At 70.8% G+C, this 15628-nt stretch carries 14 protein-coding genes; 8 read left to right on the top strand and 6 right to left on the bottom strand.

What is annotated here, in order from left to right:
• Positions 1-35: 35 nt before the first annotated feature.
• Together OG906_RS02170 and OG906_RS02165 are read right to left on the bottom strand one after the other, a co-directional pair.
• Positions 36-2123, bottom strand: coding sequence for a pectinesterase family protein (locus tag OG906_RS02170; RefSeq protein WP_329439411.1), 2088 nt, complete (start codon positions 2121-2123; stop codon positions 36-38).
• 133 nt (positions 2124-2256) lie between these two features.
• A complete protein-coding gene (locus OG906_RS02165) occupies positions 2257-3336 on the bottom strand; it encodes a PP2C family protein-serine/threonine phosphatase (protein WP_329439409.1) in 1080 nt (359 codons plus the stop codon).
• Between the two features lie 346 nt (positions 3337-3682).
• Here OG906_RS02165 and OG906_RS02160 point away from each other — a divergent pair, with 346 nt between their 5' ends.
• From OG906_RS02160 to OG906_RS02135, 6 genes are all read left to right on the top strand, one after another.
• Positions 3683-4774 carry a PP2C family protein-serine/threonine phosphatase gene (locus OG906_RS02160; RefSeq protein WP_329439407.1) on the top strand — a complete coding sequence of 364 codons (1092 nt, stop codon included), beginning with the start codon at positions 3683-3685 and terminating at the stop codon, positions 4772-4774.
• 95 nt (positions 4775-4869) lie between these two features.
• Positions 4870-5712 carry a hypothetical protein gene (locus tag OG906_RS02155; RefSeq protein WP_329439405.1) on the top strand — a complete coding sequence of 281 codons (843 nt, stop codon included), beginning with the start codon at positions 4870-4872 and terminating at the stop codon, positions 5710-5712.
• Positions 5713-5799: 87 nt separating this feature from the next.
• On the top strand, positions 5800-6192 hold the full coding sequence (locus OG906_RS02150) for a YciI family protein (protein WP_329439403.1): 393 nt from the start codon (positions 5800-5802) through the stop codon (positions 6190-6192).
• A 183-nt stretch (positions 6193-6375) separates the two neighbouring features.
• Positions 6376-6996, top strand: coding sequence for an endonuclease (locus OG906_RS02145; RefSeq protein WP_329439401.1), 621 nt, complete (start codon positions 6376-6378; stop codon positions 6994-6996).
• Positions 6997-7253: 257 nt separating this feature from the next.
• Positions 7254-7577 carry a plasmid stabilization protein gene (locus tag OG906_RS02140; RefSeq protein ID WP_329439399.1) on the top strand — a complete coding sequence of 108 codons (324 nt, stop codon included), beginning with the start codon at positions 7254-7256 and terminating at the stop codon, positions 7575-7577.
• Positions 7578-7740: 163 nt separating this feature from the next.
• Positions 7741-8424, top strand: a complete 684-nt coding sequence (locus tag OG906_RS02135) for a PepSY domain-containing protein (protein WP_329439397.1) — start codon at positions 7741-7743, stop codon at positions 8422-8424.
• A gap of 22 nt (positions 8425-8446) precedes the next feature.
• Here OG906_RS02135 and OG906_RS02130 read toward each other — a convergent pair whose 3' ends face one another.
• The 4 genes from OG906_RS02130 to OG906_RS02115 form a co-directional block, all read right to left on the bottom strand.
• Positions 8447-9424, bottom strand: coding sequence for an alpha/beta fold hydrolase (locus OG906_RS02130; RefSeq protein ID WP_329439394.1), 978 nt, complete (start codon positions 9422-9424; stop codon positions 8447-8449).
• Between the two features lie 154 nt (positions 9425-9578).
• Positions 9579-10595 carry a hypothetical protein gene (locus OG906_RS02125; protein WP_329439392.1) on the bottom strand — a complete coding sequence of 339 codons (1017 nt, stop codon included), beginning with the start codon at positions 10593-10595 and terminating at the stop codon, positions 9579-9581.
• Positions 10592-11071: a hypothetical protein gene (locus OG906_RS02120; RefSeq protein WP_329439390.1), complete on the bottom strand. Its 480-nt coding sequence runs from the start codon at positions 11069-11071 to the stop codon at positions 10592-10594. The genes OG906_RS02125 and OG906_RS02120 overlap by 4 nt, the downstream gene beginning before the upstream one ends.
• Before the next feature lie 95 nt (positions 11072-11166).
• Positions 11167-11826, bottom strand: a complete 660-nt coding sequence (locus OG906_RS02115; RefSeq protein ID WP_329439388.1) for a hypothetical protein — start codon at positions 11824-11826, stop codon at positions 11167-11169.
• A gap of 572 nt (positions 11827-12398) precedes the next feature.
• On the opposite strand from OG906_RS02115, the gene OG906_RS02110 reads away from it, so the two are divergent.
• Positions 12399-14204 carry a cation:proton antiporter gene (locus OG906_RS02110; protein WP_329439386.1) on the top strand — a complete coding sequence of 602 codons (1806 nt, stop codon included), beginning with the start codon at positions 12399-12401 and terminating at the stop codon, positions 14202-14204.
• Between the two features lie 145 nt (positions 14205-14349).
• Positions 14350-15624, top strand: a complete 1275-nt coding sequence (locus OG906_RS02105) for a DUF2254 domain-containing protein (protein ID WP_329439384.1) — start codon at positions 14350-14352, stop codon at positions 15622-15624.
• The last annotated feature ends 4 nt before the right edge of the window (positions 15625-15628 follow it).

Genomic DNA, 15628 nt, shown 5'->3' with positions numbered 1-15628 from the left:
GAACCCGCAGGTCGGAGGCCCTGTACGGGTGGACCTCAGGAGGTCACCGGGGTCCAGTCGCCCAACCAGTCCCCGACCTCCTGGCCGGAGGCCCGGGCGTCGCTCAGGTGCGGGCGGTCGCCGCTCGGTGTGCCGGAGCCCGGGCCGGTGTTCGCGTACTCCGCGAAGCGGTCGTCCTTCCAGGAGAAGCCGCCCATGTCGGACCACGGTGCGGGGCGGATGCCGCTGCCGAGCGTGGAGTCGCGCACCGTGGTCTGCGGGTCGAGGGACGCGTCGCCGCCCGCGTGCCACGGCCGGCCGAGGGCGAAGCTTCCGGGAGCCACGTCGCCGTTGAACGTGCTGTTGACGATCAGGAACCCCTTGCGGCCGGCGGGGGTGCTGGGCGCGGTGACGCAGCCTGCCGAGGTGCCGTCCCAGCGCTTCTTGAGGGTGATCACCGAGCGGTCGATCACGGCGGTGGCACTGCCGAAGACGAAGTCGACGGTACCGACGACGTACGAGTTCGTCATGTAGACCCGGCCGGGCCTCGCACGCGCGGCGCCGTCCATCTCAAGGGTGTCCTGGTCACCCGTGATGATCACACTGTCGAGGAGGACCTTGTCCGCGGCGGTGCGCAGCGCGACCGCCTGTGCGCTGACGTCGCGGTGGGCCTTCTCGTCGAAGTCGTTGGAGACGGTGAGGTTGCGGGCCTGGAAGTCATCGGCCTCGACCGCGACGGTCGCACTGCCGGCAGTGCCGTACGTGCCCGAGCCGTCCGGTGTGGGGGTGCCGGAGGCGTTGCCGTGGACGATGACCGTGTCCCTGCGGCTGCCGCCGGTCCCTTGCAGGGTGACGTGCGGCTTGTTCGACGGGATCCTGACCGTTTCCCGGTAGGTGCCGGGCTTGACGCTGATGACGACCCGTGTGGAGTTGTTCGCCGGTACCGCGTCGACGGCGGCTTGGACGGTCCTGTACCGGCCGGAGCCGTCCTTGGCCACGGAGAGCGTGGCCGTGGCGGGAGCGGTGGCGGCCGTTGTGCCGATGGTGGGACGGGGGCCGGCGCCGGACCTCACCTTCGAGGGGACGGCGGCGGTCGGGTCCAGGGTGTAGCGGTAGTACGTCCTCGGGTCGAAGGCCGTCCCGCCGCTCTCGTTGCGGCCGGTGGTGTGCACGAAGACGTTCCCGCGCTGCACGAGTGAGGCCGTTCCGTCCTTGGTGACGGGGTTGGCGAGGCCCTCGAAGTAACTGTTCTCCAGCACCATCCTGGTTCCGCCCCGCGCGTAGTTGCCGTAGGAAGCGGAGATGGAGGAATCCGGGTCGTCCTGGAGGAAGTTGTTGTACAGGTGCGCGTGCGCCACGTTGTCGGTGGACGGATTGCGCTGCTCGGTCTCGTGGAACCAGTTGTGGTGGATCGTGATGTCGGCGGTGACGTGATCGGTCCAACCTATGCCGAAGGCCTTGTTGTCGTTCTTCAACTGGTTCCAGGACACCGTCAGGTACGTGGTGTCCTTGCGGCTGTCGATCAGCCCGTCGGCCATGTTCCGCAGGTTGTTGTGGTCGATCCACACGTGGTGGGCGCCGTCCATCTGGATCGCGTCCCAGTCGTGGTCCTTGTCGTTCCACGTCCCGGCGTACGAGTCGCGGATCGTCAGGTTCCTGATGATCACGTTGTGTACGCCCTGCCCCAGGAAGAACCCGCCGCCGACGATCTGGCCCGAAGTGCCCGCGCCCACGATGGTCTTGTCCGAGGCGACCTTGATCTCCTTGCCCTTCGGGGCCATGGTGATCGTGCCGGCCACGACGATGACGTACGGCTTCGAGGCGGTGGCGTACCTCTCCAGGTCGGCAAGGTTCCGCACGGTGACGATCGCGCCGTCCCGCCCACCGTAAGTGCCCTTCTGACCCAGCGCGTTGACCGAGGCGAAGCCGTCCGCGACCTCCCGGGCCCACGCCGGGGTGGCACCGGCCGTCGCTGCCTTCGCCGAGGCTTCGGCACCGAACGCACCGAACGCACCGAACGCACCGAAGGTTCCGAAGGCCCCGCCGTACGCCAGGCCCGCTGCGGTCGCCGTTGCCAACGGAATGCCCACGCTCAGGCCGAGCCTGCGCCTGCGGTGCCGTGCCGTGTGTCGAGTGGTGCGCATCAGTCACTGTCCTGGTGGTCGGGTGGTTGGTGGTGGACGCCAACCAGTTGCCACCGCGGACGGAAAGGTTGCCGCGAGTCCGGGACGGACGGTGACGGGTGAGCCTGCCCGGGCCGAGGGCTCGCGTCACGGCCTACCGGGCGTGTTCCCCGGCGACCCGCGCCATCGGGGTGTCGTCGTCGGCGCGCGAGACGGCGGCACGTACGACCAGCACGGCGGCCGTGTCGTCGTCCAGGCCGTGCGCGCTGAACCGGTGCAGGTCGGCCGCGAGTCGAGGCAGGACCTCGCGGTCCGCCACCTCCTGCCAGGCCGATACCCGTTCGACGAGCGGGTAGAAGGCGCCGGAGGCATCGCGGGTTTCACTGACGCCGTCCGTGTACATGAGCACACGGTCACCCACCTCGAAGGGCACTTCCTCGACCGTGTGGTCGTCCTCGACACTGACCGGAAGGTGGACGGGCAGGGACGGCTGCGGGAAGTCGACATACTGAGCCGTGTGGCCGCGCACCTGACGGACGGGTGGCGGGTGACCGCAGCTGAGCAGCCTCATCACCGGGCGGTCGGTGGGAATCTCGGCCAGGATCACGGTCGCGAAGCGGTCGGCGTCGTCGATGCCGACGCGCGACTCGTAGTGGCGCATGCTGGCCTCGAGCTTGCGGGCGATGGCGGCCAGGTCGGGTTCCGTGTACGCCGACTCTCTGAAGGAGCCGAGGAGCACGGCCGCGATCTCGACCGCCCCGAGCCCCTTGCCCTGCACGTCTCCGATCATCACCCGCACCGCGCCTTCCACCTGGAGCGCCTTGTAGAAGTCGCCGCCCAGGTGGGCGCCGGCCACCGACGTCTCATACAGGAGGTGCAGGTCGACGCATCCCAGATGCTCGGGCAGCGGGTGTTGAACGGCGCGCTGTGCCACGTCCGCGACCTCCCGGACGTGCCGCAGCTCCTTCTCACGCCGCTGACGGACGCTGCTGGACCAGGCCGCCACCACGCTGATCATCCCGACCAGCACGGTGAACGACAGGGCGGCCCGAAAGGGAGGCTCTCCGCGGTCCGCCTCCAGCACGGTCAGCACCACGATCGCGGCCGCCCCGAAGGCCATGGTCCCCCACATGCCCCACCCCACGGCGGCCAGTCCGGGCACCACATAGAGGAAGGCGCCGTAGTGGTCCTGCTGGGGCGTCGCGAAGTCGGTGACCGCCGCTGCCACGATCATGACGGCAGGGAGCAGGCGGACCGCGCGGTACCGGGTTCTCGTATTGCGAAGGAGGTCCACCATCCGATCTTGGGCGACGCCGGAGAAGTGCGCCGCCCGCCGCGCCGCCGAACGAGAAGCCCGCAGCCCCGGCAGGTGGGCCGGCTGTTCGCACGCCGGGGTCGCACCCCGAGCCGTGGCCCCGAACGGAGCCGCCGCCCGTGCGGGCCATACGTCGTCCTGCCGGACGCGACGACAACGGACTCGGTCACCTGTTCGAGTCGAGGAGGGGTGGCGCACGCCCCGAGTCCCGCCGGCCGTGTTCGTCGGGGCGCTATGCCACCATTACGCAGATATCGTGAGAAACGTGACCGAATCTGGGCGGCCGTGGCTCCGCCGGCGCGACGGCCGGGGATGGTTCGTGCGGCTGTCGCCGGTCATCCTGACCGTGGTGATCGCCAGCCTGGCCTACGCCACACCGCCGGAGATGGCCTTCAGCCGTCTCTTGCCCGCGGCGCCGGCCCTGGCCGCCGCCATGTGGCCGGTCCTGCCCACTGTCCTGCTCGGGACGGTCTGCCTCCTCCTGATGATCGGCCTCGGCCTCGTCTTCCCCGACCTGGGAACGTGGTGGACGGCCGCGGGGATCATCGCGGTCACCGTGGCCGCCGCGTACGGAAGCCACGTCCGGCTGCTGCGCGAGCGCACCCTCATCCAGGTACGACTCGTCGCCGACGCGGCGCAACAGGTGGTGCTGAGCCCCATGCCACGCCGCATCGGGCGCATGGAGATCGAGTCGCTGTACCTCGCGGCCGCGGCGGAAGCCCGCATCGGCGGGGACTTCTACGAGGTGGTCGACACGCCCTACGGGGTCAGACTGCTCATCGGCGATGTGCGGGGCAAGGGCTTGCCGGCAGTGGGGGCGGCCGCGGCGATCGTCAACGCCTTCCGCGAGGCGGCCTTCGGCGAGAGCGACATGATCAACGTCGCACGAAGGCTGGACGCCAGCAGCACCCGCTACAACGCCGCCTTTCCGCCCGAAGGGCCGATGGAACGCTTCGCCACCGCCCTCCTCGTCCAGATCCCGCACGACGGCAGACGTGTCGACATCCTCAACTGCGGACACCCCCCGCCACTGCTCCTGAACCGCGGGAGACTCCGTGTCCTCGAATCCGCCACCCCTTCGCCACTGCTCAGCCTCGCGGAGCTCATCGGCGAGCACTACAACGTCGATTCCTTCGACTTCGCCCCCGGAGACCTGCTGCTCCTCTACACCGACGGGATCGCGGAGGCCCGCGCGCGCGACGGCGAGTTCTTCCCGCTGGCGGCCTGGATGCGTCGACAACCCCCGACGCCACCCCGTGAACTGCTCACGACTCTCCACCGCGACCTGCTCCGCTACAGCAGAGGACGCCTCGACGACGACATCGCCGCCCTGGCCGTACGCCTGCGTGAGACCTGAAACCCGAGGGGCGGATGTGGCCGGGGGCGGTCGGGGCGGCCTCGCCACGCGTTTCGCTGGCTGTCGGGGCACCCGCCCAGGGCTAGTCTCGGGACGTGGGACAGCCTGAGCAACGCGTCGAAGGCGCGGGACCCTTCACCACCCGGCGCACCTGGCACCGCTCCGACGGGGGAACCGTCGTGTGGGAGTCGCGCGCCGCGCGCAGACGGGGGGTGCTCTCGGTCCTGGGCCCGGGAGACACGGCTTCCGTGTCCGCGCGTGCCGACGCCGGAGCCCTCGGGCGCCTTCGCAGACTGAACGCCCTCGCCTCGGGCGCGTTCGTCATCGGAGGGGCGCTCTTCGCCCTCGGGGCCGCCGTGGCCCAGTTCGGATCGGGCGACGCGGGCGAGAGCGCCTCCCTCTACTTCGCCGGCGGTCTGTTCTTCAATCTCGGGGGCTACACCTCCCTCCTGCAGACGCTGAACGCGCCTCGCCACTCCCGGCAGGGCGGTGACCTGGTCACCGCCGACTGGAGGTGGTGGGGGTACGAGCCCATGCGGTTGGACTGGCTGAGCACGTTCGTCCTGTTCGTGGGGACGCTCGTGTTCGGCGTCAACCTTCTGGACTCCTTCCTCCAAGGGCTCACCGCTCAGCAGACCAACCGGCTCATCTGGGCCCCTGACGTGGTCGGATGCGTACTCTTCCTGGTCTCGGGCCACCTCGCGTTCGCCGAGATCTGCCACAGGTCCCGGCCCTGCTTTCGTTCGCGCAGTCTGGGCTGGTGGATCGTCGCCGTGAACCAGTTGGGGTCGGTGCTCTTCATGCTCTCGGCACTGGCCGCCTTCACCCGGCCGGCCACCGGAAGCCTGATCAACGCCGACATCGCGAACTGGGGGACGCTGTCCGGCGCCCTGTGCTTCTCGTTCGGCGGCATGCTCCAGGCCTTCGAACGACCGTAGGGCCACCGATGAGTTTCGCGCCGCCCGCCCGTCTACCTTCTCGAAGAGCCTGAGAAGCCGGACAACCGCCCGGGAAGGGTGAGGAACATGAAGTACATGATCCAGTTGAACGTGCCTGCCGACCAGTGGGACGCCCTCATGTCGTCGTTCTCGGCGGACGACACGAAGGCCATGTTCGCCCACATGAATGCCCTCAACGAGGACCTCGTTTCGGCGGGGGAGTGGGTGGACGGTCAGGGCCTCGGGGGCCCGTCACTGGTCAAGACGGTACGAGCCGGGAGCGACGGCCGGCCGCGGGTGACCGACGGGCCGGCCCAGGAAGGCCGCATCCTGGCCGGCTACTGGCTGGTCGACGTCAAGAACGAGGACCGGGCCCTGGAGATCGCCGCACGGGCGTCGGCGTCCCCGGGCCCGGGCGGGAAGCCCGGCAACGAACCGGTCGAGGTGCACGCGATCCCCGCTGACCCCACGGAGGCCTGAGCCCGACCGGCCGCGGCACCGCCCGGAGGCGGTCGCGCCCGGCCTCGCGCCGACCCTCGCGCCCGGCATCACGACCGCAGTCGTGCCGGGCGCGGGACATGCCGGACACGTCCGCCTGACGACGGCGAACCTGGGTAGGGGAGCCGTGGGAGCCCGCACCGGCCGGACGAAGGGAGGCCCGACATGACGCAGCGTGCCACCGTGAGGGAACTGCTGGCCGAACACGGGCGGACCCATGCCGAGGAGGCGGGAATCCACCTGCGGAACACCCCCATGCCGCTGTACCAACTGCTGACGCTCTGCGTCCTGTTCTCCGTGCGCATCAAGGCGGACATCGCGGTGGCCGCCGCGCACGAGGTGTTCGCCGCAGGGTGGCGCACGCCCCGGGCGATGGCCGCGTCCTCCTGGCAGGACCGGGTGGACGCACTGGGCCGTGCCCACTACCGCCGCTACGACGAAAGCACGGCGACGGCGCTCGCAGAGGGCGCCGAACTCGTCCGCGACCGGTACGCCGGGGACCTGCGACGGCTGCGCAAGGCGGCGTGCGAGGACCCCGACCGCATCCGTGAGCTGCTCCGGGAAGTGCCGCGGATCGGCCCGGTGGGCGCCGACATCTTCTGCCGCGAGGCACAGGGCGTCTGGCCCGAGCTGCGGCCCGCCTTCGACCGGCGGGCTCGCCATGCTGCCGCCGAGTTGGGTCTCCCTCGGACAGCCGAGGGCCTGGCGCATCTCGTGGGTGCCGAGGATCTGCCCAGGCTGGCGGCCGCCCTCGTCCGCGCCGAGCTCTCCCCCGCCCGGTCCTGACAGGCTCTGACCCGTTCCGCCCCGTCGTGCACCGCGCGTGACCCGGGTGGACCCGGCCCGGTCGCGGCCGGCGGCGGGGCCCAGCACGCTGCCTGTACGTGCACGCGCCGGCTGTGAACGCGGCCGCGGGTCCTCCGGCGCACGGGCGGACATGAGCGCCACCCGAAGGCGGTGTGATGCACCCTCGTCCGGGCAGACGCGGTGCGCGTCCGGTGGATCCGCCGCCGGATCGGTACGTGACGAGTCGAGGAGAGGCCATGCCCCGCGGATCCAGCCCCAAGCGCGAACGTCAGTACGAGCACATCAAGGAGAGCGCCGAGCAGCGCGGCGAGAGCACCAGGCGCGCCGAGGAGATCGCCGCGCGCACGGTCAACAAGGAACGAGCCCGTTCCGGCGAGTCGAAGACCGCGAGCCGCTCGTCGATCCAGGACATGTCCTCCTCGAAGCGCGGCGGGCAGCGTTCCCACAGCGGCTCGCAGGGCCCGACGAAGGAGCAGTTGTACAACGAGGCGAAGCAGCGGAACATCGAGGGCCGTTCCAAGATGGACAAGGCCGAACTCAAGCGGGCCCTCGGCAAGTGAGCACGTGGCGGGCCCGAGGCCGGGACCCTGTCGGCACCTTCGATTGAACGCGGGACGCCGGCCCGAGACGCTGGTCCGTTCGAGTGCGTCAGTGGTTCGCGATCGGGTGGTTCGCGGTGTGGTCCGGCGCCGGAACCGGTCATGCCGGTAAAGCGTGGCGGTCATGACGACTCCCTCTCGACTACGCGGCCTCGCCGTGAGTCTCGCCGTATCGTCCACGCTGATGGCCGGAGCCTGTGGCGGGAGCAAGGCCCCCGTGACCTCCGCTCCCGCGGCGCCGTCCTCCTCCCAGGCCAGTCCGACGGGTGGTGGCGCGATGACCGAGGACCAGCGTGAGCGCATGGCCCTGGTGCCCGCGGCGAAGGTGCAGTGGAACCATGCCGCCGCCACCGCGCTCGGCGCCGTTGCGAAGGGCCGGCTCGTGGAGATCGAGCTGACCGCGACCCGGGGCGCCTCCCCGGGTACCGCCTCGGGCAGCCCGAGCCCGGCGGCCTCCGCCCAGGCGGCCGGGATGCCGGTGTGGGACGTCTCGGTGGCTGCCGAGGACGGAACCGTCCATGACGTCCGGGTCGACGCCGTCACCGGGAAGATCAGCCGCTCGCGGGTCGAGCCGGGGCAGGACGCGGACGACAAGAGCGAGATCGCCGAGCAGGTGAAGGCCGCGACCAGCACCGCGGAGAAGGCGGTGGTCACCGCCACGGGACGCACCCCGGGTGCCGTCACGGCCGTGGAACTCGACGACGACGTCTGGTCGGTCGACATCGTCACCCCGGACTGGAACAAGACCACGTACGACATCGACGCCGCCAAGGGAACCGTCGTGCGCGAGCACGTCGACCGCGACTGATCACCGGAGATGGCCGGGGGCTCTACGGGGCCTGTGTCCCCGTGCTCGACTGGGCGGCGCGGCCGGTGACGAGACGGATGGCCGCGATCGTCAGGTCGGGGTCGTGGAGCTGGACGTAGTGGTCGCTGCCGGTCGCCAACAGGTGCGGGGTCTGCGGCCGCAGCGCCACCAGAGCCTGTTGGGCCTTGGGCCAGGAGGCCTCCAGCTTTGCCAGCAGATCCTTGGCCATGGTGGGCGGCGCGGCGAACGGTTCGGTCTTGCTGAGGACCGCGACCGGGACCGGCGGGAGCGGCCCGCCGCGATCGATGGCGGCGACTCCACCGTCGATGTCCACCTGCTCGAAGTCCGGGTCGTTGTCGAAGGGTGTGCCGGGGTGTCGCAGCGCCTTCACGTACGCCGGCCAGTCCGCCCCCATCGCGGGCTTCAGCGCCGGTCCCAGCGCGTCGACCAGGACCAGTCCGCGCGTCCGCTCCGGGTGCTCCTGCGCGTACCGCAGGGCGAGCATGCCGCCGAAGGAGTGCCCCACCAGCACGTACGGCCCCGGCACGTGGCCGGCGCTCAGCACCCGGTCCAGGTCTTGGACCATGGCGGGCAGGCTCCGCGTGCCCTGCACGGGCGTGCTGCGGGAGGTGAGCGTCGGGGGCTGGGTGTAGCGGATGGTGCCCGGCCGGTCGTAGGTGCAGACGTGGGTGAACGCCGCCACGCCCGGCAGCACCGCCGGTGCCTTGGGCACGGGCGGGGTGACATCGGTGAGCGACCACGGATCGGAGGCCTCGTGGAGCCCGGACAACAGCACCACGGTCGGACTCCCGGAGCCCGAGCAGTGCAGGTAGAGGCTTCGCCCGCCACCGATGTCCACTCGCTGCCCGTCATCCCCACTGGACGCACCGGACGCACCGGATGCCCGGGTCGCACCGGATGCCCCGGGCGTGCCCGCGACCAGCAGGGCGACGGCCAGCGCGGCCACCACTGGGCCGGACGCACGCCATCGCCGTCGCATGTCTCCAGCGTCCTCGCCACCCGGACACCTCGCCACCCGTGCATCCCGTCACCCGTGCATCCCGTCACCCGTGCATCCCGCCATCCGAGGCCCGGTCGGCCGGGTCCCGGATGGACGGAGGCGCCACCCGCCGCCGATGCACCACCGACTCAGGTCACCGGCAGTACCCCGCCTGCAGGAAGCCGCGTTGGCCCGGAGTTCCCAGGTCCAGCGGGATGTCGACATGGCTCGGCAGGGCGGTGAACCGCGCGTTCGGCAGGATGAACTCGCGGCCGGTGTACCTCTCCCGCACGCTCTGCCGGTCGGCGGACCGACACACGAACGGATTGGCGTACGTGTTGTAGCCCAGCCCCACACCGGTGTTGAGGAACCCGGCGTCCTGGCACTGGAACAGCGCGCCCCGCAGCGCCGATGCGTCCCGGTCGCCCCGGTAGCGCGTCTGGAAGTTCGCGAAGCAGGTCCGGGAGTCGGCGCCGTCGTACGGGGACGGTCCGGCGGCCGCCAGCGCTCCGAGGAAGGAGCGGTTGCAGCCGATCTCCGCCGAGGGGGCATCACCCGCGAGCAGCGCGTCACGACGGCAGCCGGTGACGTCCTGGAACGCCCCGACGACGTCCTTGTCCCGCGTCAGCCGGGAGTACGCGACGACCAGGTCGCGCTGGGCGGCGAGCGGGTACGCCCGCATCGTACCGAACTCCTCGTCGAGCAGCCGGAACCAGGTCTCGAAGGCCGGTACCTGCGCACGGACGCCGGCCGGCAGCGTGTAGACCTCCAGATCGGTCGGCGTCGACCAGTCCTCCAAGCCCGGGTAGCCCACGTAGGACAGGACGCCGATCCCGACCTTGGCGGGCTCGTCGCCGTACCGCGCCCGCAGCTTCAGGTACTGCTCAAGGTTGGTGCTGGAGCCGGCCCAGGCATAGCGGAAACCACTCGGGTACAGCGAGGTCTGGTCCCGGGCGTGCGTGGTCCCGAAGAGGGAGGGTGCCACGCACCGGACCTCGCGCGCCTCCCAAGCGGCCCGGTACTCGGCCGGGGTGGAGACGCAGGGAGCGGCGGGGTCGCGGGCGCCGTCGAGGGGGAGCGAGAACGCGCTCGGCGTGCCCATGAGGAGCAGTCCCGCCACGAGGGCGGCCAGCGACCGGGCGCGCGATCCGAGTGATCGTTGTCTCTTCATGGGGCCAGTCTCGAAACGGGTGCACGGCTCCGCCAGCCAACTGCTCCACCCAGCCCAGCCGGGGCCGGACCCTGCATCAGGCGTGCGCGGTGCCCTGTCGGTCGGGTGAGGAGGTAGGCGATGGCGATGTCGCCGAGTTCGTCCGCGTACCGTCGTCTGGCCGTTTCGCCGTCGGCGGGGGCGGGGCGCACGGAGTTGTGGAAGCAGGCGCCGGGGATCGCTCGGGCCGTAGTGTCCAGAGCCCTCTGCGGATCGGAGCGCCGGATCTGGTCCTTGTCGGGGGTTGCCGCTTCGGGCAGCAGGCGGTGGATTTCGGTGATGGTGCGGGCTCCGCGGTCCAGTGACCCGGGCCCCCGCGCGCGCAGCAGCTCGGGGAAGAGGTTGCTGCTGTCGGCGAAGGACTGCAGGAGGGCGTGCGCGTAGGCGTCCATGACGCCGGAGAGCGACGGCTCGGCGGCTTTTCGTCGCTCGGCCACGTCGAGTTGAGGAACTGGATCACCGCCGCCTCCGCGGCCCGCGCCTGAGGTCTCGGTCCGCCGGCCGCCGGACAACTCAGGTCCTGACGGGCCCGTCAGGCGAACACGTTGACCGCGCGGGCCACGACGAGGCCGAGGATGAGCAGCGAGACCAGGGACTGGATGCCCATGGAGATCTTTGCCCAGGAGGCCAGCGGCATGACGTCGGTGGGGCTGAAGGCAGTGGCGTTCGTGAGGGCGAGGTAGAGGTAGTCGACGTAGCGCGGTCGCCAGTGGGCGGCATTCAGCTCGGGGCTGAGATGCTGGGGAAAGGCGAGCTGGGGGGTGACCGGCATGCGGTGTGCGCGGGCAGCGGCACCACCGCCGTCGAGCTCGAAGTACAACAGCGAGAACGCGAGAACCGTACAGGCCCAGACCGTACCGCCCGCCTGCAGCAGGCTGGCGGCGGAATTGGTCTCCTTCCCACCGTGGATGAGGTCGTCGACCAGTCGGATGGTCGACCAGATGGCGCTGCACGCCAGAACGCCGACCAACGTGATCGAGGCAGCGCGCAGAGCGGTCGAGCGGCGGCTGATCCGTCCGGGGTCACCCGCGATGAGCGCCACCAGCAGCAACCCCTCCACCACGGGAAGCACCCAGCCCGGTGCCAGACGCAGGTCGTCGGGCAGCAACAACGTCAGTACGATCGCCGCCACGACGGCGCCGGCCATGGGCCAGCGGGACTCACCGACCGTCACCTGGGCGTGCTGTTCCACGTCTGAACCACGAGCACCCTCTCCACTCACCTGGGGCGCTCCTGACGGTCACCGCGGTGCGGTGCGCGAAGCGGATCCGCGCCGGGGCCTCCCTGGAGGGGCGTGAGCGGGGCGGCTGGACGGCGGACCGGTAGCGGACGAGAACGTCGGAGGTTTCGAGCGGCGAGCCACGGCATGGACCGATGGTCGCGCAGATCAGGCATCCGGCGGTGACGCCGCGCCCCGACCCGCCCCCACTCGACGCAAGACCGCTCGCCTTGCCCAGGCCGCCTTGCCCAGGCCGCTGTGCCCCGGCCGCCTCGCCCCGGCGGTAGTGCCAGGCGGCTGTCGTACCCGACCGCGGATTCCGGCACGCTCCCGCCGGCCGACAGCCCTCACAGCTCCGACCGGGCGAACGGGCTCCACCGGCCGGCCGTACGGCGGCTCCTCCCGCATGCCACCCGGCGCAACGGGTGATTGCCTGGACCCCTCTGCCAGTCCGACCGCGGTCAGGCGGACCTATGCCGCGCGCCGAGGAGGCAGCATGGTGGCTTGCACCGTGACCGCGCCGCGAAGCGGGCCGGGGCATCGCCGTGACCGATGACCAGATCCTTCTCGGGCTCACTCTGACCGTGCTGCTCGCGGTCGGCTCCCAGATCCTGGCGAGCCGGCTGCGCGTCCCCGCCCTGATCGTGCTCCTGCCGGTCGGCTTCGCCGCCGGAGCACTGACGGACGTCATCCATCCGGAACGACTGATGGGGGCCAACTTCTCGGCCCTGGTCTCGCTGGCCGTCGCCGTGATCCTCTACGACGCCGGTCTCGGGCTCAACGTGCGCAACCTCACCGGCCGCACCCGCTGGATCGTGGGGAGGCTGCTGTTGATCGGCATCCTCCTGACGTTCTTCGTCACCGCTGCCGTGGCACCGGCCATGTTCGGCATGCCGCTCAGGGTGGCGTCGATGCTCGGGACGATCCTCGTCGTCTCGGGGCCGACCGTCGTGGGACCGCTGCTGGAGTTCGTGCGGCCGACCGACAAGGTGCGTCGCATCCTGATCTGGGAAGGGACGCTGACCGACCCGATCGGCGGCATCCTCGGCGCCCTCGTCTTCCACGCCATCGCCACCACCCACCGGGTCGACATCGGCCGCGGCTACCAACTGGGCCAGTTCGGCATCAGCATGGCGGTCGGCCTGGCCGGAGGGGCGGTGGGCACCGCCCTGCTGTGGCTCACCCTGCGCACCCTGCGGCTCGGCGGGGTGCTCGGCACGCTCGCGCAACTGGCCACCGTGATCACCGTCTCGGCGGGCTGCGACATCGTGCGCGACGACACCGGGCTCATCGCCGCGATCGTCACGGGCCTCGCGGTCACGAACATCCGCGGCTTCGACATGCCGGCACGGCGTCCCTTCTTCGAGACGCTGATCCAGCTGATCATCGGGCTGTTGTTCGTCTCCATCTCCTCGACCGTCACTCCGGCATCACTGGTCCCCGTGCTGCTTCCCTCCCTCGCCCTCATCGCGATCCTCGTCCTGGTGGTGCGCCCGCTCGTCGCCTTCGCCGCCACGAAGGGCTCGGGCCTGACCTTCGGCGAGCGGGCCTTCACCGGGTGGATGGCCCCACGCGGCATCGTCGCGGCGGCCACGGCGTCCGCCTTCGCGGCCGGTCTCGTCGAACGGGGGGTGGCCGGAGCGGCCAGGATCCTCCCGGTGACCTTCCTGGTGATCGTGGGCACCGTTCTGCTGTACTCGCTGACGGCTGCGCCCGTGGCCCGTCGCCTGGGCGTCGTCAAGCCGACGGGCACGCGGCTGCTCCTGGTGGGCGGGGAACCATGGGTGGTCGACATGGGGAGGGCTCTGCGTACAGCCGGACTCGACGTGCTGATGTGGGCGGGGCTCGACGAGGAGAGACGGCGCATCAAAGACGCGGGGATCGATCTCGCGAAGGGGGAACTGTTGGCCACGGCCACCAACCCCGGAGCACGCCTGGAAGGGGTGACGGCCGTGCTCCTGGCCACCGACGACGACGACTTCAACGCGCTCGCCTCCGTCGTGATGGAGAGCAACGTGGAAGAACACGTCTACCGGGTCGGTCCGCCGCACGGCAGCCACGGTGTCGTCGCCCCCTACACCGGCGGTGACATCCTCTTCGGCACGGCGCTCGTCCGTCACGTTCTGGCACAGCGCTACGAAGAAGGGGCCCGCTTCGTGGTGCGGCCCGCGTCCTCGCCGCGCCCGCCGGCTTCCGACACCCTCTTCGTGATCCGGGCCGACCGCCGGTTGGAACCGGTCACCGAGCAGCAGCGTGTCACACCGCGCGAGGGCGACTGCGTGGTCCTGCTCGTGCCCGGACCCGCCGCCGAGCCGGCCGGAGGCGCCCCGCCGCCTCCGGCTCTACCGTGACCGTGAAGGTCGAGAAGCGTCCGTACAGGTCCGGATCCGGAGGATGCCCCGTGCGTGACGGCCGAGCACTGGATTTCACCGTCCGGAAGGGCAGGCGCATGGGCGTCGTGAGCACGCGGTGATCTCCTGGGCGTTCACGTTCAGGATGCGGCAGTACATCAAGGCCAGCCTGTGGATCGTTCCCCTGTTCGGCATCATCCTGGGCGTCGTCCTCGCCGAATGGGCCATCCGCGCCGACAGGGCGGACTGGCCGAGAGGCTGGAGCTACTCGGCCACCACGGCGAGCGGCGTACTCAGCGCCATCGTCGGGGCGATGGTGGCGCTCCTCGGATTCGTCGTCACCATCGGTGTCCTGGTGGTCCAGCAGGCGACCGGAACCCTGTCCCCGCGGTACATGCGCCTGTGGTACCGGGACCGGCTGCAGAAGGCGGTGCTGGCCACCTTCACCGGAACGTTCGCCTTCGCGTTCTCCCTGCTCCGCAGCATCGAGTCGAATTCCGTACCCGACCTCGGCGTCTCCCTCGCCGGCGCGGCCGTGGCCGTCAGCCTGCTGCTCCTGCTCGTCTACCTCAACCGGTTCACCCACAACCTCAGGCCGGTGGCCATCGCCGACCTGGTCGGACGCATGGGGGAGAACGTCCTCGCGCACGGGGCCACGGTCATCCGGAATGCCGAGCCACGCGCCGACGCCCCCGTACCGTCGGGCGAACCCGTGATGAGCGTCAGCTCCGAACGCGGCGGCGCCATCCAGGCCTTCAACGTGGCCGCGCTGGTGGCGGAAGCGACCCGACACGACTGCACCTTCGTCGCACGGCACGTGATCGGCGACTACGTAGCGCCCGGCACCGTTCTCATCGAGGTCCACGGGGGTGAGTCATCGCCCGATCCGCGGCACGTGGCCGGGCTGATCGCCCTCGGCGCCGAACGAACCATCGAACAGGACCCCGCCTTCGCCCTCCGGATCCTCGTGGACATCGCCATCCGGGCGTTGTCGCCCGCGGTGAACGACCCCACCACCGCGGTACAGCTCCTCAACCACATCGAGTCGTTCCTGCACATGACGGGGAAAAGGGAGCTTCCCGGCCGTTACGTGCTGGCCGACGACCACGGCCGGCCGCGGCTCGTACTGCGGGGGCGCGACTGGGAGGACTTCCTCCAGCTCGCCGTCTGCGAGATCCGGGAGTACGGCGCGTCGTCCGTCCAGGTCTGCCGGCGGCTCCGTGCCCTGCTCGAAGGCCTTCTCGACAGCCTGCCCCCGGCACACCAGCCTGCTGTGCGCACGGAGCTGGAACTCCTACGGGAAGCAGTGGAACGGAAGTTCGCCGATCCGGTCCGCCGCGCCCTCGCCCACACGGCGGACAGCCAGGGCATCGGCGGCCGCCACCGGCCCGGGGAACGGACCCCGCAGGGCGATCCGTGATGCC

Source organism: Streptomyces sp. NBC_01426 (genome assembly GCF_036231985.1).
GTDB lineage: Bacteria > Actinomycetota > Actinomycetes > Streptomycetales > Streptomycetaceae > Streptomyces.
Note: the sequence above shows the minus strand (reverse complement) of the source record. Positions and strands in the feature narration are given on the sequence as shown.

Coding starts and splice junctions, on each gene's coding strand:
- OG906_RS02170 (WP_329439411.1), bottom strand. CDS start 2,123: ATGCGCACCACTCGACACACGGCACGGCACCGCAGGCGCAGGCTCGGC.
- OG906_RS02165 (WP_329439409.1), bottom strand. CDS start 3,336: ATGATCGTGGCAGCGGCGGTCACCGACTTCGCGACGCCCCAGCAGGAC.
- OG906_RS02150 (WP_329439403.1), top strand. CDS start 5,800: ATGAAGTACATGATCCAGTTGAACGTGCCTGCCGACCAGTGGGACGCC.
- OG906_RS02145 (WP_329439401.1), top strand. CDS start 6,376: ATGACGCAGCGTGCCACCGTGAGGGAACTGCTGGCCGAACACGGGCGG.
- OG906_RS02140 (WP_329439399.1), top strand. CDS start 7,254: ATGCCCCGCGGATCCAGCCCCAAGCGCGAACGTCAGTACGAGCACATC.
- OG906_RS02135 (WP_329439397.1), top strand. CDS start 7,741: ATGACGACTCCCTCTCGACTACGCGGCCTCGCCGTGAGTCTCGCCGTA.
- OG906_RS02130 (WP_329439394.1), bottom strand. CDS start 9,424: ATGCGACGGCGATGGCGTGCGTCCGGCCCAGTGGTGGCCGCGCTGGCC.
- OG906_RS02125 (WP_329439392.1), bottom strand. CDS start 10,595: ATGAAGAGACAACGATCACTCGGATCGCGCGCCCGGTCGCTGGCCGCC.
- OG906_RS02105 (WP_329439384.1), top strand. CDS start 14,350: ATGCGGCAGTACATCAAGGCCAGCCTGTGGATCGTTCCCCTGTTCGGC.